This window comes from Pseudobutyrivibrio sp. MD2005 (genome assembly GCF_000621865.1).
Taxonomy (GTDB): Bacteria; Bacillota; Clostridia; order Lachnospirales; family Lachnospiraceae; genus Pseudobutyrivibrio.
Window position 1 is genome coordinate 280,087 of sequence record NZ_JHXE01000001.1, and the last position, 23,169, is coordinate 303,255.

Sequence of the window (23,169 nt, forward strand, 5' to 3'; positions counted from 1 at the left end):
ATGTTAAAATATCTGCTTAGTGTTACTACAGACTACTGGGGAAGCTGGTTTTTCCCGTTGCTTTTCATAGCAGGTCTGATAGGAATACTATTATTAGAAAAAGAAAAAATAAAACGATACACCTTTTTATGGTATTCCATACTGGTGCTCGTTTTCATATATAATCCTATTACGCTTTTTGTGAGCCGAAAGATTTTAGAAGAGACTACTTTTGATCAGTATTACTTGAGATTTTTCACTTTGCTTCCAGTGATGCTAGTCATTGCATACATGTTTACACTGGTTTTGAAAAAGCTTTCAGGAATAAAAAAGCTTGGTGGCCTCATAGTGATTTGCGTTGTCATTGCGCTAGCGGGCAATTGCATCTACACAGAGGATTGGTACACAAAAGCTGAAAACCGCAATAAGGTTCCACAGGATGTGGTAACAATCTGTGATTTGTTTGCAGATTACGAAGGTGATCAGATTAGAATAATGGCACCTCAGGATATTGCCGTTTATTTAAGGCAGATGGATAGTAGGTTCTCCATGCCTTATTCCCGCTCACTTCCTGATGAAGCTTATGAGCTTACAAATGAAAAGCCAGATGCTGCAGCAGTAGTGAAATATGCGAAAAAGAAGGATGTGGATTACGTAGTTGTATCTGCTATACCAGATATACTTAATGCATATCTAAACTTCGGATTTACGTTATATGGACGCACTGCTAATTATGCTGTGCTGATGCCAAATGACCCTACATGGCTTGTGACAGAATATCCTATGGCATCAGGTGACCAGGGCATGTTTTATACAGTAGAGAATCTTGAGGATGGCACTTTGCTTGTAATTGATGGTGGCGATGCCGAAAATGAGCAAGTGGTTAGAGATGCCATAAAAGAAAAAGGTGGCAATGTGGATGCTTGGATAATCACACATTATCATCAGGACCATGTAGATTCATTTAATGCGATTTACGAAGAGCCTCAGGGTATAAAAATAAAAGATGTGTATGTCACACCACTTGATTCAGAAAAGTTCTATTCGGTGGCGCAAGAGTGGGATGATGTTGATTCCTATGAAAAATTCTTAGAAGTCACTGAGGAGGCTGATAATATAAATTATGTCAGTCGTGATGATGTGCTCACCTACGGCGATTTAACAATTACATTTTTCAATGCTTATGATGATGTAGTTGTAGATTGTGGCACAGATATACCTAACAACGATTCACTAGTATTTCAAATGGCCACAGACAATCGCAGCATGTTAATCTGCGCAGATTGCCACAGTGAATATATGGCAAAATATTTTGTTGAAACATATGGCGATAAGCTTAAATCAGATATACTTCAATGCGGCCACCACGGCAACAACAGCATGCCTACGGAGACAGGTTTTTATGAAGCTGTAAATCCTGAGGTTGCTGTATTTGATACACCAGATAAAATAATGTTTAGTCCAGAATATACAGCTGGAGCATTGGCATCATATTTACAGGAGCTTGGTTCTAGAATCGTATGGTATAGCACCGCACCTAACACATTTGGACTATAAATTGGAGAAATCAAATGACATTCATTGAAAAGAATAAAAAGATAATATCAATTATTCTACTTGCTTTAATAATATATTTTAGATGTGACCACGGAGTTACAAAAGGCTACGCAATAGCATGTAATTTGGCTGTTGATATACTTGGTTTCATCTTTTGCCTGTTTCTGACAAAGCAGGATTTTAATAAAACAAAAAAGAGTATTTTCAATGTGGCAATACTTTGGCTTGTGATTTTCCAAGCTATTGTATTTATCTATGGTCATTTTGATTTGTTTAGTGGCAATAGCAATATTTATAGCATGCAATACACTATACTCACTATTTTGCCAGCAGTTCTTTGCTACGAGATTCTCTGGCACAACAGTGATGATATGATAGAGATTCTTAGTATTGTTGGTATTATAATCATCATTGCTACATACATTACATCTATGAAAACAGATCATCTCTGGGGCGATGCTCTAGAAGGTCGATTCTTTAGATTAGGAAAGGTACCAGGCGGTTCTGATATTGATACTGGAAACCTTTATTTATTAATGATGATTCCAATTCTATATTCAACAATCGTTCTTAGAAAGATTAAGGCTTATATCGCATTTGCGATAATAGGTGGAGTTGGAATTGTTCTTACTGGCTCAAAATCATCTGCGCTACCACTAGTGTTAGTTATTGGAATAATGCTTTTGGGAACTGCAAAAAGTAAGAAAGAAGCTGGAAAATACATAGCCTGCCTGGTAGGAGTTGGAGTGATTGCTACAATAGCTCTTATGACAGTGCCAATCCTTTACAGAACATTAGGATATCGTATAGCAGAAGTGTTTACGGCATTTGCAGATACCAGTGAGTACGATTTACATACAAGTACTGGTCAGAGACTTGCAATAATCGATGCATTTAAAAAGCATTTCTGGGAGACACCAATCTTTGGTCATGGATTTTATTCATTCCTTGGAATGTCATATTCTCAGCTTGAAGAATATCATCTAGAAAGTGGTGAGATAGCATATAGACACGTGCAGACTCACATGAATTATATGGAGCTATTATTTAGCTTTGGTATTGTTGGATTTGTGGCATACTACTGGTTACCACTTAAATTAGTTATTGATACAATAAAGAGCCATAGCAAGGAGATTAAATTAATCTGTGCATCATTTTTAATCTCATTTGTTTTTATGGATTTAGGTCTTGATATGTACTACAAGTACATGACACCTTATTTTACATATTTAGTTATTTACACATTCCTAAAGAGGGAGGAACTCTAGTTGAAAGAGAATAGTACTAAAAGAAATATAGCCATAATGGTAATTGCGGTTCTTACACCTATATTAGGAATGGCTTTATATATGCTTAAATATAAAGTCGGAGTCGGAGATATATCAATCGCTTGCTCAGATTGGAATGATGAACTATGGTATTATAAAATGATTGAGGCGATGGTTCGTTACGGACTTCCTCAGGGATACTACGGTTACAATGAAAGCCATGCCATTTGGGGCAACTTAGGTGGTTGGAGTATAGCAATGTATTTGCCATTTGTTGCAATTGGTAAGCTTGTTGGGTGGAATTACATGACTCCTGTAGTAATAAACCTTGTATTATGGCTTGCATCTTTTGTATTGTTTGCAGTTGCTTTACGTCCATCTCTTAAGCAGCAGGTTTTTGTTGGCTTAGTATGGTTAAGTTATTCAATTAATATTAGATACATCTTTTCAGCTACACCAGAGACACTTATAACAGTATGTTTCTTGTGGGTTGCAATTGCGTTTGTTAAGCTTTATAAGAATCCTAAGTCTTTAGGTTGGTTGATATTTGCAGATGTTGTATTAGTTTATCTCACATTAATGAGAGGCTATTACATACTTTTCATAGTTTGTATTCTCGCTATACTATACAATGATAGCAAAAAGATTAGCTTAAATATCATCATACAGGTGATTGTAGCTTTAGTAGCAGCAGTAGGCTTTGTGCTCATAGTACACTTCTGCTTGGCAGAATACTTTGTTCCAGATATTAATACAGAATGGCTTACACATCCAAAGGCATTTGTAAAGCTTAACCTTATGGGCTTTATCGAAAGCCTACAGTATATGTGGGAGGCAGTGCTTTTAAAGAATATGCGTGGCTCTTGGTATATTATCTATCTATTGGTAGTGCCATTTATCATTCGCAGATGCATTAAGAATAAAAACATTGTCGATTATTCACTTTTATTCTCATGGGTTGCACTTATAATCGCAATGTGGACTCTTTATACAGCAAAGGAAGGCTGCAGACATTTAATGGCATATTGCATGATAGCAGTTATGCTTATAGCTTATTCTGAAGTTCAATTGAAAGCATCATATATTATGATAGCTGTTCTTATATATACTAATTGGTTCTCAACAGATGCTCATTTTACAGAGCTGATACCAGAGAACAAGGCTTTAATCGAAGCTATAGAAGATGGACATGAAAAACTTAGCAAGGTAATGGAATTAAGCGATAATGAGTGGGATAATACAGTCATCTCTACTAGATTGACATATTCTAATGATATGTATGCCATCCCAGAGGGCTTCGCATTAAATAGTTGCTTAGATGATTATGTCCGTGAAAATTGGGATAATCTCAATAGTAAATATATTGCATACAGCCCAGAGGGAGATTTAAATGATTTCCTAGCTGAGCGATGCGAAGTTATTGCAACATACGGAGATACAATTGTATATAAAATAAGATAAGCAGTGAGGTTTTATATGTTTGATAAAAAGATATCTTTCGTAATTCCATGCTACTATTCGCAGGATACTATCAAAGATGTAGTAGATGATATACGTAAAGAGTTTCCAAAGACAGATTATAATATTGAGATAGTGCTTGTTAATGATGGCTCAAAGGATAATACTTTCAACGTATTAAAGTCATTAGCAGATGAAGATAGCCGCATTGTGGCAATCAATCAGTCTAAGAACTTCGGGCAGGATGCTACCACAATGTGTGGCCTTACTAATGCTACTGGTGATTACATGGTAGTGCTTGATGATGACGGTCAGAATCCTCCATCAGAAGCACATAAGCTGCTTGATGAAATCGAAAAGGGCTATGAGGCTGTATTTGCAAAGTACCATGTAAAAAAAGATTCTGCATTTAAAAAGTTTGGTCATGACCTAAATGATAAGATGGTTACATCTTTGATTGGTAAGCCTAAGGATATAGAGCTTAACAGCTATTTTGTTATCACAGCTTTTGTAAGAGACCAGATGATTAAGTATAAGGGCGCATATCCTTATATTTGGGGACTTATTCTTAGAGCGACAGATAATGTTGCAAACGTATTTGTTGAGCATAAAGCTCGTGAAGTTGGTAAGAGCACATATACTTTAAGTAAGCTTATTGGCTTATGGTTTGATGGATTTATTTCATTTTCAATCAAGCCTCTTAGAGTTACATCTGTGCTTGGCGTTTTTGCAACAATAGTAGGATTTGTTTTACTTGCGATTATTGTGGTTAGAACATTGCTAAACGGTGATGTGGAAGGCTGGACATCAATGATGGCTGCTATATTAATCATGAGCGGAATGCAGATGTTGATGCTTGGAATGTTAGGTGAATACGTAGGAAGAATCTTCATTAACGGTAACAATTCACCACAATTTATTATCAAGGAAAAGTACACTAAGGAGTCAGAAGACTAGTGAAAAACAAAAATACCATCAGAAAAATCGAAAGCTTAATAGAGTTATGTATACTTACTTTTGTTTACTTGTATATCTACTGGAATCACATTTTCAACTGGAATGATTTTCATCCTATGTGGGGCCGTGGTAAGTATGTATTCATGGGTGTATATTTCATCCTTAATCTTGTGATTATACATTTGTGCGATGGATTCAAATATGGAATTCTTAGAATGGCAGATGTGTTGTTTTCACAGTGGATTGCCATCGGTATTTCAAACGTAATCACCTATTTACAGCTTTCATTGATGGCTAACAGAATGATTTCTATTAAGCCTATTATAGGGCTTACGGCTATTGATTATGTGATTTCGGGAATATTTGTATATATTTTCTTTTTTATTTATTACAGACATTCCAAAGCTAGCAAGCTTTTGATGGTATATGGAGTGAAGGAATCGGTTGGGCTCAAGCTGAAAATGGATACTCGCTCAGATAGTTACAATATTAAAAAGATTATTAGCATTGAAGAAGGTTTAGATGCCATCTTCAAAGAGCTTGAAAATTTTGATGGTATCGTTATTTCCGATGTTAGTGCAGAGCAGCGAAACGATTTGCTTAAGTATTGCTACATGCATGAAATCGAAACATATATTACACCAAAGATTTCAGATGTAATCATTGCAGGTGGCGAGGATATTCATCAGTTTGATACCCCACTTACTATGATTAATACAAAGGGCCTTGCGCCTGAGCAAGAGCTTGTTAAGAGATTTTTTGATGTACTGCTTTGTGCAATTGCGGCAGTAGTACTTTCACCACTTATGGTTATTGTTGCCATTGCAATTAAGCTTGAAGATCACGGCGCTGTCTTTTATAAGCAGGCTCGTGTAACAAAAGATGGTAAGGTATTTGATATCCTTAAATTCCGTAGCATGGTCGAAGATGCAGAGCAGCGTCCAGCTACAGATGACGACGATAGAATTACAAAGGTAGGTCACGTGATTCGTGCTACAAGAATCGATGAGCTACCACAGATTTTCAACATTATAAAGGGCGACATGTCTATTGTGGGACCACGTCCAGAGCGAACAGAGCATGTTGAAAAATATACAGCAGCTATACCAGAGTTTGAATTTAGAAGTAAAGTAAAGGGCGGCCTTACAGGCTTTGCTCAGATTTACGGCAAGTACAACACATCAGCTTACGATAAGATTAAGCTTGATTTGATGTATATTGAAAACTATAGTTTCTTGTTAGATGTAAAGCTTATTCTTATGACTATAAGAATTGTTTTCAAGAAAGAAAGCACAGAGGGCTTTGATAAGATTGCATCTGCAGATGAGATATTAGCATCTATTGATGCAAGCAGCAGTAAAAAAGAGGACTAAATTTTGAGAACATTACAGAATACAGAATTTGAGTATGAAGTTGATTTAAAACTGAAAAACATATTGATAATCATGCCAAATTTCTATTCCTACCAAACTAAGATTAGAGATGATATGATTGCCCGCGGGGCAAATGTCATGTTTTATGACGAGGAGCCTGAGCGCTCCAAGTTCCTGATTCTGCAGAGATTGGGCAAGCTTTTCAAAAAGAGCAACATCTTCGAGAAGTTCAATAAGGAGCTTGCAAGCAGAATTATTGCAGAGATGCCAGCAGGCGGCTATGATTATTTTCTTGTTATCAGAGGCAATATAATCACCGAAGAGACGGTAAATACAATCAATGCAAATGCTCTAAAGGAAGGTGCTAAGACTATTTACTATGCTTGGGATTCATTTGAGAACATGAACCACAAGGGTGAGCTTGGCAGATTATTCGACCACCGAGCAACATTTGATTCAGTAGATGCCAAAAATCATTCTGACTATGAGCTACTTCCATTGTTCTACTCAGATGATTTTGATGCCACATTAGTTGATAAGGATGTAGAAAACAAATACGATTACGCGTCAGTATCTGCATTTTTCCCATTTAGATATCGTTATTTCAAGGCCTTCAAGGAGGCTAATCCAGATAAGAAGCTTTTCTTAAAGCTTTATTTAGCACCTAGTGTGTACAAGGGAAAGAAATTTACAGATCCAAAGCTTGTAAAGAATCTTGATATGGATATCGTAAGCTTCGAACCTTTCTCACCACAAGACATTCGTGATGCTTGCCTTCACTCAAAGGCAGTATTAGATTTAGCAAATGAGACACAGCAGGGGCTCACAATGCGTACCATGGAAACACTTGGTATCAAACGCAAAATCGTTACAAATAATGTTTATTTGAAGGACTACGAGTTCTACAACAGCGATAATGCAATTGTCCTAGAAGACCTTGCGAAAAAGGCTGATGAAGCAGAAGCTTCAGGCGATTACTCAGCCTTCGTATTGCCAGATAGCGCATGGCTGGATAAACCATATGTGGAGAACGAAGACCTCCGCAAACGCTACAGCATTCATGCATGGTTGGATAATCTATTTCGTTAACGTAGACTTGGGTAATATATCAATTGGTAAATAGTTTAGATGAGTCGGCTTGAGATTGAATAACATACTGTTTATGAGACCGTGGAGCAACGTCAGCACTTAGTGAGCGAAGCGAACTTAGTACTGCTACGTTGCGCAAAGAGCGAAAGCGTGTCGAATAAACAGTGTGGTGTTCAATAGAAAGACGACGGATTAGAGGTACATAAGATGAAGTATTTGGTGACAGGTGCAAATGGTTATATTGGCCAAGGCGTAGTGAAGACTATGCTTGATTTAGGGGCTGAGGTTGTAGCCACAGATTTTCACACAGATGATGTGGACGAGAGAGCTAAAAGAATTGATGCAGATTTATTTAAGCTTGAAGATCCATATGGATATTTTGAAAAGCCTGATGTGGTAATTCACTTGGCTTGGCGTGATGGATTCAGACATGCATCAGCTAATCATATGAATGATTTGCCACATCATTATGAGTTCCTTGAAAAGATGTGCAAGGCTGGTATCAGAAAGCTTTGCGTTATGGGAACTATGCATGAAGTAGGTTTTATGGAAGGTTGCATCAAGGCAGATACACCATGCGCACCGCAGTCATTGTATGGAATAGCTAAAAATGCACTTCGACAAGCTACAATTCTTCTTTGCAAAGAGAATAATACTAAGCTTCAATGGCTCAGAGGCTACTATATAGTGGGTAATGCTCATAAGGGGTGCAGCATCTTCTCAAAGCTTACAGCAGCAGCTGAGGCTGGTGATGTTACATTCCCATTCACCACAGGGCAGAATCAGTTTGATTTTACAGACTATGATTTGTTCTGCGAACAGGTTGCAAAGGCATCTATGCAGGATGAAGTATTAGGCATTATTGAATGCTGCACAGGTAAGCCTATGAAACTTGCAGACCGTGTTGAAAAGTTTATTGAAGACAATGGATTTGCAATAAGCTTGGCATACGGCACATTCCCTGATAGACCTTATGATAGTAAGGCTGTGTGGGGAGATAACACAAAGATAGATAAGATTCTTTCGAGCTTTAAAGGAGAATGAGATGAAACCAGTACTTTATATTGTAATACCTTGCTACAATGAAGAAGAAGTTCTTCCAATTACAGCACCTTTGTTTTTGGATAAGATTAAGGAACTTGTATCCTTAGAAAAAGTTGATGATAAATCACGCATAATGTTTGTAAATGATGGTTCAAAGGATAAAACATGGGAAATTATTAAGGATTTAGCTAAACAGGATGAGCACTTTGTAGGAATCACACAGAGCCGTAACCGTGGTCATCAGAATGCTGTGTTGGCTGGCCTTATGGAAGCAAAGGAACTATGTGACATCACTATCTCAATCGACTGCGACGGCCAGGACGATATTAATGCTATGAATGAAATGGTAGATGCTTATGCTGACGGCTGTGAGATTGTTTATGGTGTTAGAAATAAGCGTGATACAGACACATTCTTTAAGCGTTTTACAGCAGAAAGCTTCTATAAGCTTTTAAATGGAATGGGTGCAGAGGTTGTATTCAACCATGCTGATTATAGATTGGTTTCGTCAAAGGTATTAAAGGAATTTGCCAATTTCAAAGAGGTTAATATTTTCCTTAGAGGAATGTTTCCACTTGTTGGATTTAAGAGCACTAGCGTATATTACGCACGTAATGAGCGTATTGCAGGAGAAAGCCATTATCCTCTTTCAAAGATGCTTAGTCTTGCTTTTGATGGAATCACAAGTCTTAGCATAAAGCCAATCAGAATGATTACTGGCTTTGGTATTTTTGTAGCTTTTATAAGCCTTTTACTCATTATTTATTCTATCGTTCAGCATTTCATGGGTAACACATTAGGCGGTTGGACAAGTACTATGATAGCGGTATGTTTCCTTGGAGGAATTCAGCTTATTTCTCTTGGTGTAATTGGTGAGTATGTTGGAAAGACATACATGGAGACTAAACAAAGACCTAGATATATCATTAGTGAGAAAACATATGAAGATTCAGATAGATAATAAGAAGAAAACAATAATCATTGCTATTCACATTTTATTAACCTTTCTATTTGAAAGGTTAATTTTTGTTTTTTCATGGGATAACATTTTATTTAGAACAACACAGCCTAAAAATTATATTTTGGGTGATAAAACAGAAATGATAATGGTTTACATATTATCTAAAATATGCTCTATTGTAATAATTGTTTTGCTATGGAAATTAATTTTTTTAATTAAAGAAAAAAGAATAAGAAAAGATGTAATAAAATGCTTTGGAAGTATTTTTTTAGTGGGATTAATAATTGGTGTAATTGTATTTCCAGATAATTTTGGTATGGAAGTTGATAATTATGGCGTGTATGCGTTGGCAATCCGTTTTTTGCCAACGTATTGGCATTCAATATATACAGGTATTATTTATGCCGGTTGTTTAATGGTATTGCCTAATCCAATATCTATATTTATTTTTCAATGGCTACTTCTTATAGTAGTAATTGCATATATATACAACGGTATTTCTGAATTGACTAATGGTAATAGTATTAAATATATCCCGTTGGTACTTTTGTTAGTTCCAGAGACATATGAGTTAGTATTTAATGCTTATAGGAATAACTATTATACAATTATTTGTATGTTTTATTTTTCGTATATTTTCTTTTATTTTCAAAACAAAAAAGGAAATAGAATTAATATAAGTATTATTTTTTTGTCTTGTTTCATAATGATATGGAGAACAGAAGGTATAATAATTGGCGTATTTGGGTTGTTTTTCATGATATGCTTTTGTATGAAGATATCAAAAAAAGAATTATTTAAAATATGTATCTTATGCATTGTTATATTTTCCGTTTTGAATGGAATCCAGAACATTGGAGCAAAAAAGTATTATGGGAAAGACTATCAAATTGTAAGTACTATAAACGTATTAAATAATATACTAAATGATGAAAAGGCGATTATTACTAAGTCTGAAATTGACAAAATCAATGCTTGTGTACCAGCTCAAATAATAAAAGAAACTGGAATAGATGGATATCGTAATTATAATTACTTGATGGGGAGGAAAGATGGAAATCAAACCCTAATGTCAGAATCAGATTCAACTAATTATATTAGTAGTTATTATAGTATAGTAAAAAACAACTTTGTTGATTATATTTATAAGCAAATTAGTAGTTATTTTTACTGTATAGATTTTCCATTTGTTGATAAGACTCATATATTTCAAGGAAAGCCAACAATTGTTTTGCCGCAGTATACTGATTTACGTAATATAGAAGGAAGAGATGATATTCTAGGTGTATGGTTAGTCGGTAAATGGGATAAGAATGAGGTGAGAAAAAGTATTAGTGTTGTTATAAGAAATACGTGCTATAGTTGGCAATTGTTTATTAAAACAACACATATAGGAACACTTTATAGAATGCTAGTAATGTTAGGAATAATTCGAATGTTTACATATGAATTGACATGTTTTGTGAAGAAAACTGATTATAATATATATGGTTTGATTATGTCGTTAGGGATTATTTTGGAACTATTGGCGGTTATAGCTTTTATGCCAGAAGGAAGGCTGTACTATTTATTCCCTATGATGTATAGTGCTTTTTGGGTAATTGCTTTTAATACTATAGATATTAGGGCATTACGATTGATTAATAAGGGGGACGTTGATGATTAATAGAGCCTTGAAGGTATTGAACAATAATAAGAGTATTATTGTCATCATAATAGGTTGCATACTTAGATTGATGTTTATTGGAAAAATTCCAGGAAATTATAATTATTTTCAAGATGAGGCATTTTCTGCTTATGAAGCATATTCTATAGTTAATTATGGGATAGATTCTCATGGATATCATAATCCGGTATATTTGGAAACATGGGGAAGTGGAATGAGCGCTGTCCAGTGTTATATACAATCTTTATTTGTTAGAATATTGGGATTTGGCCCTGTGGCAATACGTTTACCACAAGCGTTACTAGGATGTTTGACACTTATATTTTTCTACCTATTAGTAAAAGAAGTTGCAGAGGAACGAGTTGCATTTTGGTCGACATTTGTACTTGCAATAGCGCCATGGCATATTATAATGAGCCGTTGGGGATTAGATTGTAATTATTACGTTGGTTTTGTAACAATTGCTTTGTACCTTTTGGTTACATCTAGAAATGTTTTGTGGAAGACAATAGTAGCGGCTATTGTAATGGGAATAACACTTTATAGCTATGCTTCTCCTTGGGTTGTTATGCCTTTTCTAGTTTATGGAATTATATTAGTTTTATACATAAAAAAAGAAATGAATCTTAAATCCATAATAATATATACGATGACTTTAGGCATTGTGGTCATTCCATTATTTTTATTTATTATGGTTAATCTTGATTTTATAGGTGAAATAAGAACGAGCTATATTTCAATACCAAGACTAAGTTATTTTAGGAGCGATGATGCAAAGCCTTCTATAGCTAATTTAAAACAATTGGTTACTTATTTTTGGACACAGTATGACTACATTTCGTACGATTCTGCATTGCCTTATGGAACTTATTATTTATTCTCAAATGTATTTTTGGTGATTGGATTAATTAAGGATTTGATAAAACGTAGCAAGAAATCATTTGTTATGTGGTTTTGGTTTATTTGCGCGTTGATTCTTGGAATATTGGTTCAAGCTAATTTTGAACGAATTAATATGTTGTTTTTGCCTTTGTTTTACTTCATTGGCACAGGTATAGTTTTTGTTATTGACCTTTTTAAAAACACAAAAGCAGTTGATTCGGTTGTGATAGGTGCTCTGTATTGCATTAGTGGAGTATTATTTGCGAAATATTATTTTACTGATTATAACGCTATGATGGAGCGCGTGTGGCCAGAAGGTGTTGAGGAGGCTATTGTATTTGCAAACACTTACGACGGGACAATACATGTGCAGGATATTCGTCATCCTTTTGTTTTATGTTATAGTAAGTATCCAACCGATAAGTATGTAGAGACTGTTGTATACGAAGATGAGAATGCAAAGTTTTTACAACCTGTTAGTTTTGAAGGATATGACTTTGGGGATTTTGTATCTCAGTCACCGGTTAAGAATGATATTTACATATGCAGTGTTAACAATGAAGAAGTTGTTACGTGGTTAACTGATAATGATATGGCCGTAGCACAGTTTGGAAATTACTATGTAGGTGTGGCCAACTAATAAGGAATAGAGTTAGGAGAATAAATATGCGCTTTGTCATGGTTTCGAAGCATTATCCTGTAGAGGGAGATCCAATATTTGTGTTTTCCCAGCAGATTGCCGAAGCGATGGCTTATTATCATAATGTTGAAACAGTTGTAATAAGCCCTCAGAGTATTACAAGAAAACTTATTCATCGAAAAAGAATAACTAAATCTGTTTATAAAAAAGAATTGGATAATGGAAATACATTAACAGTTTATGCATATCCTTATTTGACATTTTCTGATACAAAAAAAGGATTTCTGAAAAAGCTTCAGGATGCTAGTAATCAACGAGCTTTAAGGAGGTGCATAAAAAAAGCAAAAATAGGTGAGACAGATTATTGCTACTCGATGTTTTGGGAAATGGGAAAGCAATTCGATGAGGCATTGTCAAAACTAAAGATAAATACTAATTTAATAGTTGAATCTAGTGAATCTGTTTTACAAAACGGTAACGAAATAGAAGAATACAATTTTAATAATTTAAAAGCTATTGTATGTGTATCATCTGAAAAGGTTAATGAGTGTAATAGATTTAATCTTATTGAAAAAGCTCCGTATGTCTTGATACCTAATGGATTTGATGCAAATGTATTTAAACCTTTAGACAAGAAATCGATGAGAGAAAAACTAAATCTCCCACAAGAGGCATTTATTATAGCCTTCGTGGGAAGCTTTATTCCTAGAAAAGGAATAATAGAACTTAACCATGTTTTAAAGAGCTTGGATGATGTGTACTCAATATTTATTGGAGGAGGGCCGAATCCTCCTGATTGTGAGCATATTCTATTTAAAGGCAGTTTAGATCATGATAATATACCTGAATATTTATGTGCCGCAGATGTATTTGTGCTTCCAACAAAGCATGAAGGATGTGCAAATGTGATAGTAGAAGCTTTAGGTTGCGGCTTGCCAATCATATCATCAAAACGAGATTTTAACAAAGAAATTCTTGATGATGACTGTGCTATTTTGATTGATCCAGACAACGAGGACCAGCTTAAAGAAGCTATTTTAAAAATAAAAAATGATGAAAAATTACGTGAAAAGATGAGCGAAGCATCATATTCAATGGGGAAAACACTCACGATTGAAATGAGAACAAAAAACATATTGGCAGTAATAAAAAACATTTAATGATAAAACCATGAATTATTTGTTTAAATAAGGTGATATGAGTTGAATTGTTAAACATCTTAGGATATATTAAAATTAGAAGACGATTTTATAGAGTATATAATATTTTATAGTGAGGTAAAAGATTATGAAGAAATTTACAAAGTTTTTGTCATTGACATTTGCAGTAATTTTCGCAGTATCTGTTTTTACAGTTAAAAGCGAAGCAGCAATGTCAGCAGAGGGACAGGCTCACATGAGAGAGCTTACTGCCGAGGAAGTACAGACATTGTATACCTTATTCGTAGCAGATGAGTATACAAAGATGTACCCTGATGTCAAAGAAGTTCTTGGAACTGATGAGATGACTCTTTTCAATCATTTTATTACATTTGGTATCTGGGAGCAGAGACAGCCATCTGTAGCATTTAATGTAGATGTATATGCAACAAGAAATCCGGATTTACATATTCAGTTCGGTGATGATATTGTTGCTTACTATATGTACTTTGCAACACATCAGAATGAGCAGTCATGGAGAACAAAGCCTACAAAATATGATGCATTATGGAATAACTGCATTATCTATAGCGTATATGATTTTGTAGAGGGTCAGGAGAAGCCAAGAGAAGGCGCAGTTCCAGTACAGACAGGAAACTATCATCCTGATGTATTTATTAATGGTGAAGACCCACATGAGGCTAATAAGCAGTTTGAATAAAGAATAGAATAAAGTAAATGCCAGCTTCATTAGAAGCTGGCATTTTTTATTTTAGAAATAAGTTTTGTTTTTAATAGGTTCACTTCATCGATTTTCATAAGCGTTAGGATTATAGCATAAACAATAAGTCCTACTAGAGCTGAAATGCAGAAGATAAGGAAATTATTGTTGAATAAATTTTTTATAACAATTATGAGTATAACTAAAACAACACTTCCTGGCACCTGTTTTAATATAACAGGAATAAGATCAAATAATGAGTAATCAGGCACATACTTTCTAAGCATAAGTGAGTTAATAATAAAGTTAACAGTAAGCGATATAGAGCTTGCAATTGCTACGCCCATAATACCGATAAAACGTGAAAGTAAGATGCTGAAAAATACGTTGGCAGCTACAGCAAAAAAACCTGTAATCATTGGCCCTTTTGTATCTTTAAAAGCATATAGGGCACGTGAAGCAATATCTCTTACACCAGAACTTATAAATCCTACAGCGTATCCTATTAAAGCTGCGCTAGTCATAATTAGAGATTTCTGATTAAACTCTCCTCTTAAAAATACAATTGAAACAATCTCTTTCGAGCACAAACAAGTGATAATAGTAATTGGTGTCATAAGGCATATCATTGCTCTTACGGCAGACTTCATTGTATTTGAAAGCTTTTGAATATTTCCTTCTGCAGCGAAGTTTGAAAAATTAACATATAAAATATCTACAACATTGTTGACGATTACGTTTACTACTAAATCTTCAAGAACTACTGCGTATGCAAGGGCCGATGCATTTCCCGCTCCAAGGCCAGATGAAATAGAACCATCAACGATTTTGTTAATCTGAAAAACTGAGTTTCCAATAAATACCGGCAGTGCAGCAGTAAGGATTACTTTTAATTCTGGAACATCCCTAAGCTTTACAAATGAATAATGTACATAACGGCGTCCCCTAAAGATGAGCAGTGAACTGAATAGTATGTAGCTTAAATATTGGGCTATTACAAGTGATGTAACTGCCTGAGTACTGTAAAGCAAGACACAACATAAAATAGTAATGGAACTGGTAAAGAATGATTCTGTTCTGCTGATAACAAAGTCCTTGTTTGAATCCATCAGTGATGTTCCAACCATAGTAAAGATGGAGAATACAAAGAATGGATAACAGATTCTAAGGTAATGCTGAAGCAAAATCGATTCTTCAGGTGAGTATGATGGCGCAAGCATCTTTGCAATCAGTGGCGTAAACATGTAAGTGAAAAGCAGTATCACTGGTGCTATCGGAAGCATAAATTCCATACAAGCACAGATTAGCCTTGAAGCCGCCTCTTTACCCTTTTGAACTAAAGTGTGGGTGTAGATACTAACCATCGAAATAGATATTGCCCTAACAAATGCTGAAGTCAAGGTGCCTACAAATGTAAATGCTAGATTGTAAATATCAGTTTCGAAGGTGGTTCCAAAATAATATGCTACAACGGCTTGCTTAACAAAGCCGAGTAATTTAAAACATAAGGTCATTACAGCAATTATAGCGGTAGTAGCTAAAATGCCTTTATTCTTTTTGCTCATTGACTGGTCCTCCAAATAAAGAGATTATACATCGAAATACTAGCATAAGCAAAGAAAATGGTATAAAATGTCAATATCTATGTGTATAATATGGAGATAATTATGTTTGCTGAAAGTAACAAGAAAAAAATCGTTTTTAATACAATAATTGGAATTGCAGTTTTAGTATGGTCGTTTTACTTTATCGACAGGGGCTTTTATATGGATGAGTCTGGGCTACTTGCTTTATATAGGACTACTTTCCTTGGTAAAAAGCTTTTTGTTGAAAACTGGGATACTTTGCAGATGGGTGGCATTTTAGTATATCCACTGTTTGCTTTGTATTATGGAGTGCTGGCACCAATCATCGCACCATTAGGCTGCGGAGTGGTTCTATTTATGCGTATCTCATATCAAATCATTCGATTGATGATCGCCATTTATCTGTACGCTTGTATCAAGAGAACAAAGTACAGAGATAGTGCCTTTTTGACAGCACTTGTATACTACGCATTCATTATTTCCTTTAAGAACTTTTCTTATAAATCATTGTGTGATTTTGGGCTTATTTTGTTTATATGCTGGGCATATAGATTTTTTGAAACAGAGAACAAAATCTACATAGTGTTAATGGGAGTGGCTACATGCATCGCAATTTTAGCGTATCCTACTATGATTCTGATGCCAATTCTATTTGTTGTAGTATTAGCAATTATGACATACAAAGGTTATGATTTGCTTAAACCAATAATAGTATATATTTTTACTTGTTTTGTATGTGGTGCACTGACTTTAATATATTTGCAATTTACATCTGGCTTAGTAGATGCTTTTTCTAGTATGACATATCTTAGTGATTCATCTCATACGGGAAATCCCTCCATGCGCTTAGTTAAAATGCTGATTAGTTATTTTGCATTTGCTTGCATAGCATATTTACCAATTATAATAATGCATGTTGTTAACAAAGTGTCATATGTTAGTGAAAGCTTTTTTAACACTATACTATCTTTATATTGGATTATATTTATGGTAGCTATATTCGCCATAAAACCAGAAAGCATCAGTCTTTCTAGATTAATATATGGATTCTTGATTATATTTATGTGGTTCCCTTATTTGGTATATAAAAGGGAAAGTAATGAATACACCAGAATAGGCCAATACGGTCAACCTGGTTATGATGGTAAACAAAAACTTGGCATCATATTCTTTGTGTCAGTTTGTGCGCAGTTAGTTTGGGCACTATCAACCAATCAAGATATAGCTATACCAGGTTTTATGACTATATATGTGATTTTGGCTATTGTAATGATCACTGGTGAACGATTAGAAGGAATGAAGCTTTTGCGTTTTGCTGTAGTGGGTTTTACATTATTCTTTATGGGAATATGGGTGGCTGAAGGTGAAGGTGGTTATAGTACCATATTTGAAAAAAGGACATATGTGACTTATGGAGCGTACCAGGGAATAGCATTATCTGATGAAGATTACTACATGAATGAATCGTGTTATACATTATTGACTAAGTATGTTAGTGCAGAGGATAAGTTGTTTGTGTCAATGGGACACGGGTCTAGTGCCTACCTTAATAGCGACGCTAAAATGGCAGCAGGAACATCCTACGCCAGAGCTGGCAAAGGCCAAACAAGAGTATTGGCATATTGGGAGGCACATCCAGAACAGTTGCCAGATTACATATTGATAGATACAGCCAATAAATACTACGAGGAATTTGAGGCAGGCGAAACATATCAATATATTTTAGAAAACTACCCTACTACTGTTGCAGAAGAGGGATCTTTTATATTACTTTCAAAGTGAGAATGATTATATGAAAAAGCAATTAATTATCATACCTGCGTACCAGCCACTTGAGAGCTTGGTGCCACTTACAAAAGAAATAATGACACTGTTTAACAATGTTTTAGTTGTCGATGATGGTGGAGGAGAAAAATACGCACACATATTTAATCAGCTAAAAGAAATGGGTGCAATTGTTGTAGCTCATGCAATCAATCAGGGTAAAGGCCGTGCGCTTAAAAGTGCAATCAATTATTGCCTACTTAACCCAGAGCTTGCAAAAGCTGGTGTTATCACTGTGGATGCTGATGGTCAGCATCGTCCAGAGGACATTGTAAAGATTGCAGATGCAATGGAAGCAAATCCAGATGCAGTTGTAATGGGGTGCCGTGCTTTTGATGCTAGCAACATACCATTTAGAAGCCGTATGGGAAATGGAATATCTCGCAAGGTTTACAAGTGGGCTTGCGGTATCGATGTTTCTGATACTCAGACAGGTCTTAGAGGATTGCCATATTCATTCCTTGAAATCGCAGCTAGATGCGATGGAGAGAAATACGAATATGAGACAAATATGCTTCTAGATATTAAGAGCAACAATGTCCCAATGAAGGAAGTTACAATCCAGACTGTTTACGAGAACAATAACGAATCATCTCACTTTAATCCAGTAAGAGATTCAATTCGTATATACAGTATCATTTTAAAGTATTCATTCTCATCGCTTTTTTCAGCGTTGATTGACTATATTATTTTTATTATTGCTCATGCTTGTGGTGCCAAAATCATGGCAGCCACATATATTGCAAGAGCTTGCTCTTGCCTTGTGAATTTCACTTTAAATAAAAAAATGGTATTCAAAGGCGAAGGCAAGGTTGCAGTGCAGCTTGCAAAATACTTAGTGCTTGTTGTAATCTCAGGTACTATTTCAGGTTGGGCTGTTACCAATTTGTCACAGCTTCTGCCTATGATTGCACCAGTTATTATCAAGGTGCCAGTAGAAGTCATACTTTATATTTTCAATTACGCGGTACAGCGTGCATTTATTTTTAATAACAAGGAGTAGCAGTAGATGCTATCAATAATTCTGTTTTTGATTGTAATATCAGCTTTTGCTGTGTTTGCATGTTTTAAATTAGATAAGACATTTGAGGAGGCTCTTCCAATATCTTGCATGGGAATAATACTTGTATTATTCCTATTTGGCGTTTTACATATTTTAAAAATCGGTGCTGTAGTGATAGGTGTTGCTGCAGCACTGCTATACGTTTACACCATTTATTGGATAATTAAAGGCGGGGCAAAATCAGTTCTTAAAGAGCGCATCTTTAATCTGGTTACTCCTGGATTTTTGATATTTGCAGCATTTTCAATGCTACTTGCATATTGGAATCAGGACAGAATGGCTACCCGTACTGATGAATTCTCACATTGGCTAGATACTGTAGTTATTATGTCACAGCTAGATGCTTTCGGAACAGCACCTGGTTCAACAGCCGTGTTTCCTTCGTATCCACCAGCAATGTCGCTTTTTCAGTATATGCTAGAAAAGATAAACATGTTGGTTACAGGCGAGTTTTCAGAGTGGAAAACTTACTATGCATATCAGCTTTTAGCAATTGTTTCAATGCTTCCATTTGCAAAGGTAAAGGCAGAAGCTACAGCTAAAAAGGTTGCAAGCATCATTATGTGGTTTGCAGCAGTTGTCATGCCATTGTATTTCTTTAGTGAAGCATACTGCAGTTTGTATATTGACCCATTCTTAGGAGTTCTTGGCGGATGCGGCTTTGCTGCTATCTCTCTTACCAAGAATAAGGATTGGCTCTACACTACATATATTTCAATGCTTTGTGCAACACTTACACTTGCTAAGGATGTAGGAATATATCTTGCAATGTTTATTGCGCTTTATTATGTGATTGACATGATCTCAGCTAAAAGGGCAGATGCTGTAAGCAAGATTAAATTGCTAGCTGTATCGCTTGTTCCAGTTATCTCTTTTGTTGCTGCAAAGATGCTATGGAAATTAGAGCTTACTATTTCCCACACACCTCGCAAATTTAGTGCACCTTTTGATTTCGCAGGTACAATTGCTACGCTGCAAGGAAAAGGAAATGAATTCCAGACAACAGTACATGGAAATTTCATGGATGCCATTACTTACAGATATATCTATTTTGAAAGAATGGGATTCAACTACACGGCGCTTATGGTGTTGATTACAGCTGCATTAATTGGGCTTCATATCAAGCTGTACAGAAAATCACAGCTAACAAAGGCTGCAAGTATAGCTGGCGCAGTGATTCCAAGTATAGCGATTATTTTTTACATACTTTCAATGTTTCCACTTTACATATCTAGATTTTCAGAAGAGGAAGCCATTAATCTTGCCTCATTTGATAGATACTGTGGAATCATGTTTTTGACAGGGCTATTACTTCTGACTTGGCTTGTTAGAGAGTCCATTTCAGATATTACAAAAAAGCAGGTTGCGGTAATCGCAGCAGTTGCGGTGACACTTTTGGTGTTCCACAGTAAGGCTGAATCAATTAGATATTATACTTCTAGACAGCTTGTGGATGATTCTGTTAGCTTCCGCGCCGCAGTAAATATCCTTGCTGGTAAGATTAATGCTAACACACCGGAAGATGCATCTATTTTAATTGTGGGTGATGATACTAATGTTGTATTCCATCCAATACTTGCAACAATAGCAAAGCCTCGTTCATTTACATATAGTGATGTGTATATTTCAAGCTATGTAGATGAAAGTGGTGCAGGTTTATCTGAAGAGGAATTCAAGGAGATTCTAGTTGATAATTTTGATTATGTAGCTATATACAATCCTACAGATAATCTTGTAAATACTTATGCTGGATTGTTTGAAGATTCTTCAGAGATAAAGGATCTTACATTATATCAAGTAGATAAAGAGTCAGGCATGCTTAGCCTGGTGCAATAATAAGGAGCCAATATGGAAAAGAAGTTACTTTCTATCGTAGTGCCTGCTTACAACGAGCAGGAGTCGTTGCCATTATTTTATAATGCAATAATAGAGATAGAACAAAAACTAAATAATGTTGATATTGAGCTGCTTATCATAGACGATGGTTCGAAGGATAACACATTATCGGTTATAAAAGAGCTTAAGAAAAAAGACTCAAGAGTTCACTATGTTTCATTTTCGAGAAACTTTGGTAAAGAGGCTGGGATTTTTGCCGGTCTAAAGCACTCAAAAGGTGATTATGTGGTTATGATGGATGCGGATTTACAGGATCCACCTGCACTTCTTCCTGAGATGCTAAAGTACCTTGAGAGTGGAGAGTACCAGTGTGTAGCCACCCGTCGTGTAGATAGAAAAGGGGAACCACCTATTCGTTCTTGGTTTGCTCGCAAATTCTATCGTCTTATGAATAAAATCAGCGATGCTGATATTGTGGATGGCGCAAGAGATTACCAGATGATGACAAGAAAAGTTGTTGAGGCGATTCTTTCTATGGGAGAATACAATCGCTTTAGCAAGGGAATATTTGGCTGGGTTGGATTTAAGCGAAAGTGGCTTGAGTTCGAAAATACAGAGCGTATTGCAGGCGAAACTAAATGGTCCTTCTGGAAGCTGTTTATATATGCGATAGACGGAATTGTAGCATTTTCGACAGCTCCGCTTACCATGGTTTCATTGCTTGGACTAATAATGTGCATGGTGGCATTCTTATTTATAATCGTAATCATTATTCGCACATTAGTATTTGGTGACCCAACAAATGGTTGGCCATCAATGGTTTGTATAATTCTGTTGGTGTCAGGCATACAGCTTTCATGCTTGGGTATCATAGGTCAATATATGGCAAAGACATATCTTGAGACAAAACATAGACCTATCTACATTATTGGGGAGACTGACGAGGAGCAAGAATAAAATGAGCGGTAAAAAAATAGTCCATCTTAGTCTCAATAGTTTATTTACAGATGGCTGGTCTTATCAGGATCAGATGCTTACAAAATTTCATAAGAAGATGGGGCTATCAGTTACAGATATCACATCACACTGGATTAATGATGATAAGGGAAATGTAATCTGGGATGATAGAGATGATTATGTAAATGACGATGGCGTTCATGTAGTTCGTTTGAAAATCAAAGGTAAGGAATCTTTTACCAACAAGTTCAAGCGATTTGAAGGTCTGTATGAAGCTATTGAAAAAGAGAATCCTGACATTATGTTTATTCATGGTGTTAGTTCGCCTGAAAATACTACAATAGTAAAATATTTAAAGGCTCATCCAACTGTTGTGGCCTACGCAGATAATCATGCGGATTTTTCAAATTCAGGTACTAACTGGTTTTCAAAAAACATTCTTCATAAAATTGTATGGAGACACTATGCTAAGCTTTTGGTTCCCCATATTAAGAAGTTTTATGGCGTTATGCCTAGCCGCGTAGATTTCCTCAGAGATATTTATCATATCCCTACAGAAAAGACCGAGCTTCTTGTTATGGGCGTGGATGATGATGAGGTTAAAAAGGCGCTAGCGGTTGACACTCGTGCCGAGATTCGTAGGAAATATAACATTGAGGATGATGATATTCTTGTGATGACTGGTGGCAAAATCGATATGGCTAAAAAGCAGACAGTCAATCTTATGGAAGCCATAAATAAGCTTGATAATCCTAAGGTGAAGCTTATCGTTTTCGGTTCAGTTGTAGATGAACTAAAGGATGCTGTAAATGCTCAGTGTAGCGATAGATGTAAATATATTGGATGGATTAATTCTGCAGAGACATTGAATTATTATGGCGCCTCAGATTTAGTTATATTCCCAGGTCGTCACTCAGTATTTTGGGAGCAGGTTGTAGGAATTGGAAAGCCTATGATTTGCAAATATTGGGATGGTACTACTCATGTGGATTTAGGAGGAAATGTTAAGTTCCTATATAAAGACACAGTTGAAGAATTGACAGAAGTGATTAACACCGTGCTTGGTTCCGAAGAAGTGTTTAAAGGAATGCAAGAAGTGGCTCAGTCAAAGGGAATGGAATACTTCTCTTATCAACAGATTGCAAGAAAGAGCTTAGAATTATAAAGGT

At 35.7% G+C, this 23,169-nt stretch carries 18 protein-coding genes; 17 read left to right on the top strand and 1 reads right to left on the bottom strand.

The window, feature by feature from the left end:
• The 12 genes from T498_RS16025 to T498_RS0101380 all read left to right on the top strand — a co-directional run bounded on the left by T498_RS16025 (position 1) and on the right by T498_RS0101380 (position 14,734).
• Entirely contained in the window at positions 1-1,536 is a 1,536-nt protein-coding gene (locus tag T498_RS16025) for an MBL fold metallo-hydrolase (protein WP_051524529.1), read from the top strand.
• 14 nt (positions 1,537-1,550) lie between these two features.
• A complete protein-coding gene (locus T498_RS0101330) occupies positions 1,551-2,804 on the top strand; it encodes an O-antigen ligase family protein (protein WP_028234361.1) in 1,254 nt (417 codons plus the stop codon).
• On the top strand, positions 2,805-4,265 hold the full coding sequence (locus T498_RS0101335) for a hypothetical protein (RefSeq protein WP_028234362.1): 1,461 nt from the start codon (positions 2,805-2,807) through the stop codon (positions 4,263-4,265).
• Positions 4,266-4,280: 15 nt separating this feature from the next.
• Positions 4,281-5,219 (top strand): glycosyltransferase family 2 protein, encoded by a 939-nt coding sequence (locus T498_RS0101340; protein WP_028234363.1) that lies wholly within the window; start codon positions 4,281-4,283, stop codon positions 5,217-5,219.
• Positions 5,219-6,592: a sugar transferase gene (locus tag T498_RS0101345; RefSeq protein WP_028234364.1), complete on the top strand. Its 1,374-nt coding sequence runs from the start codon at positions 5,219-5,221 to the stop codon at positions 6,590-6,592. Before T498_RS0101340 ends, T498_RS0101345 begins: the two co-directional genes overlap by 1 nt.
• A gap of 3 nt (positions 6,593-6,595) precedes the next feature.
• Positions 6,596-7,681, top strand: coding sequence for a hypothetical protein (locus T498_RS0101350; protein WP_028234365.1), 1,086 nt, complete (start codon positions 6,596-6,598; stop codon positions 7,679-7,681).
• Positions 7,682-7,888: 207 nt separating this feature from the next.
• Positions 7,889-8,725 carry an NAD-dependent epimerase/dehydratase family protein gene (locus T498_RS0101355; RefSeq protein WP_028234366.1) on the top strand — a complete coding sequence of 279 codons (837 nt, stop codon included), beginning with the start codon at positions 7,889-7,891 and terminating at the stop codon, positions 8,723-8,725.
• A 1-nt stretch (position 8,726) separates the two neighbouring features.
• On the top strand, positions 8,727-9,686 hold the full coding sequence (locus T498_RS0101360; protein WP_028234367.1) for a glycosyltransferase family 2 protein: 960 nt from the start codon (positions 8,727-8,729) through the stop codon (positions 9,684-9,686).
• Complete coding sequence (locus T498_RS0101365) at positions 9,667-11,352, top strand: hypothetical protein (RefSeq protein ID WP_028234368.1); 1,686 nt, start codon at positions 9,667-9,669, stop codon at positions 11,350-11,352. The genes T498_RS0101360 and T498_RS0101365 overlap by 20 nt, the downstream gene beginning before the upstream one ends.
• Positions 11,345-12,874, top strand: coding sequence for a glycosyltransferase family 39 protein (locus T498_RS0101370; protein ID WP_028234369.1), 1,530 nt, complete (start codon positions 11,345-11,347; stop codon positions 12,872-12,874). The genes T498_RS0101365 and T498_RS0101370 overlap by 8 nt, the downstream gene beginning before the upstream one ends.
• 26 nt (positions 12,875-12,900) lie before the next feature.
• Positions 12,901-14,034: a glycosyltransferase family 4 protein gene (locus T498_RS0101375; protein WP_028234370.1), complete on the top strand. Its 1,134-nt coding sequence runs from the start codon at positions 12,901-12,903 to the stop codon at positions 14,032-14,034.
• Positions 14,035-14,161: 127 nt separating this feature from the next.
• Positions 14,162-14,734: a hypothetical protein gene (locus tag T498_RS0101380; protein ID WP_028234371.1), complete on the top strand. Its 573-nt coding sequence runs from the start codon at positions 14,162-14,164 to the stop codon at positions 14,732-14,734.
• A gap of 29 nt (positions 14,735-14,763) precedes the next feature.
• Here T498_RS0101380 and murJ read toward each other — a convergent pair whose 3' ends face one another.
• The gene (gene murJ, locus T498_RS0101385; protein ID WP_028234372.1) at positions 14,764-16,299 is read right to left on the bottom strand and encodes a murein biosynthesis integral membrane protein MurJ; all 1,536 of its coding nucleotides are present in this window, start codon (positions 16,297-16,299) and stop codon (positions 14,764-14,766) included.
• A 102-nt stretch (positions 16,300-16,401) separates the two neighbouring features.
• On the opposite strand from murJ, the gene T498_RS0101390 reads away from it, so the two are divergent.
• Genes T498_RS0101390 through T498_RS0101410 form a run of 5 tightly spaced genes read left to right on the top strand, consistent with a single transcriptional unit; the run spans position 16,402 to position 23,165 of the window.
• Complete coding sequence (locus T498_RS0101390; RefSeq protein WP_028234373.1) at positions 16,402-18,102, top strand: hypothetical protein; 1,701 nt, start codon at positions 16,402-16,404, stop codon at positions 18,100-18,102.
• 10 nt (positions 18,103-18,112) lie between these two features.
• Positions 18,113-19,147 (top strand): bifunctional glycosyltransferase family 2/GtrA family protein, encoded by a 1,035-nt coding sequence (locus tag T498_RS0101395; RefSeq protein ID WP_028234374.1) that lies wholly within the window; start codon positions 18,113-18,115, stop codon positions 19,145-19,147.
• A 6-nt stretch (positions 19,148-19,153) separates the two neighbouring features.
• Positions 19,154-21,043 (top strand): hypothetical protein, encoded by a 1,890-nt coding sequence (locus T498_RS0101400; protein ID WP_028234375.1) that lies wholly within the window; start codon positions 19,154-19,156, stop codon positions 21,041-21,043.
• 12 nt (positions 21,044-21,055) lie between these two features.
• Positions 21,056-22,000, top strand: coding sequence for a glycosyltransferase family 2 protein (locus T498_RS0101405; RefSeq protein WP_028234376.1), 945 nt, complete (start codon positions 21,056-21,058; stop codon positions 21,998-22,000).
• A 1-nt stretch (position 22,001) separates the two neighbouring features.
• Positions 22,002-23,165, top strand: a complete 1,164-nt coding sequence (locus T498_RS0101410) for a glycosyltransferase family 4 protein (RefSeq protein WP_028234377.1) — start codon at positions 22,002-22,004, stop codon at positions 23,163-23,165.
• The last annotated feature ends 4 nt before the right edge of the window (positions 23,166-23,169 follow it).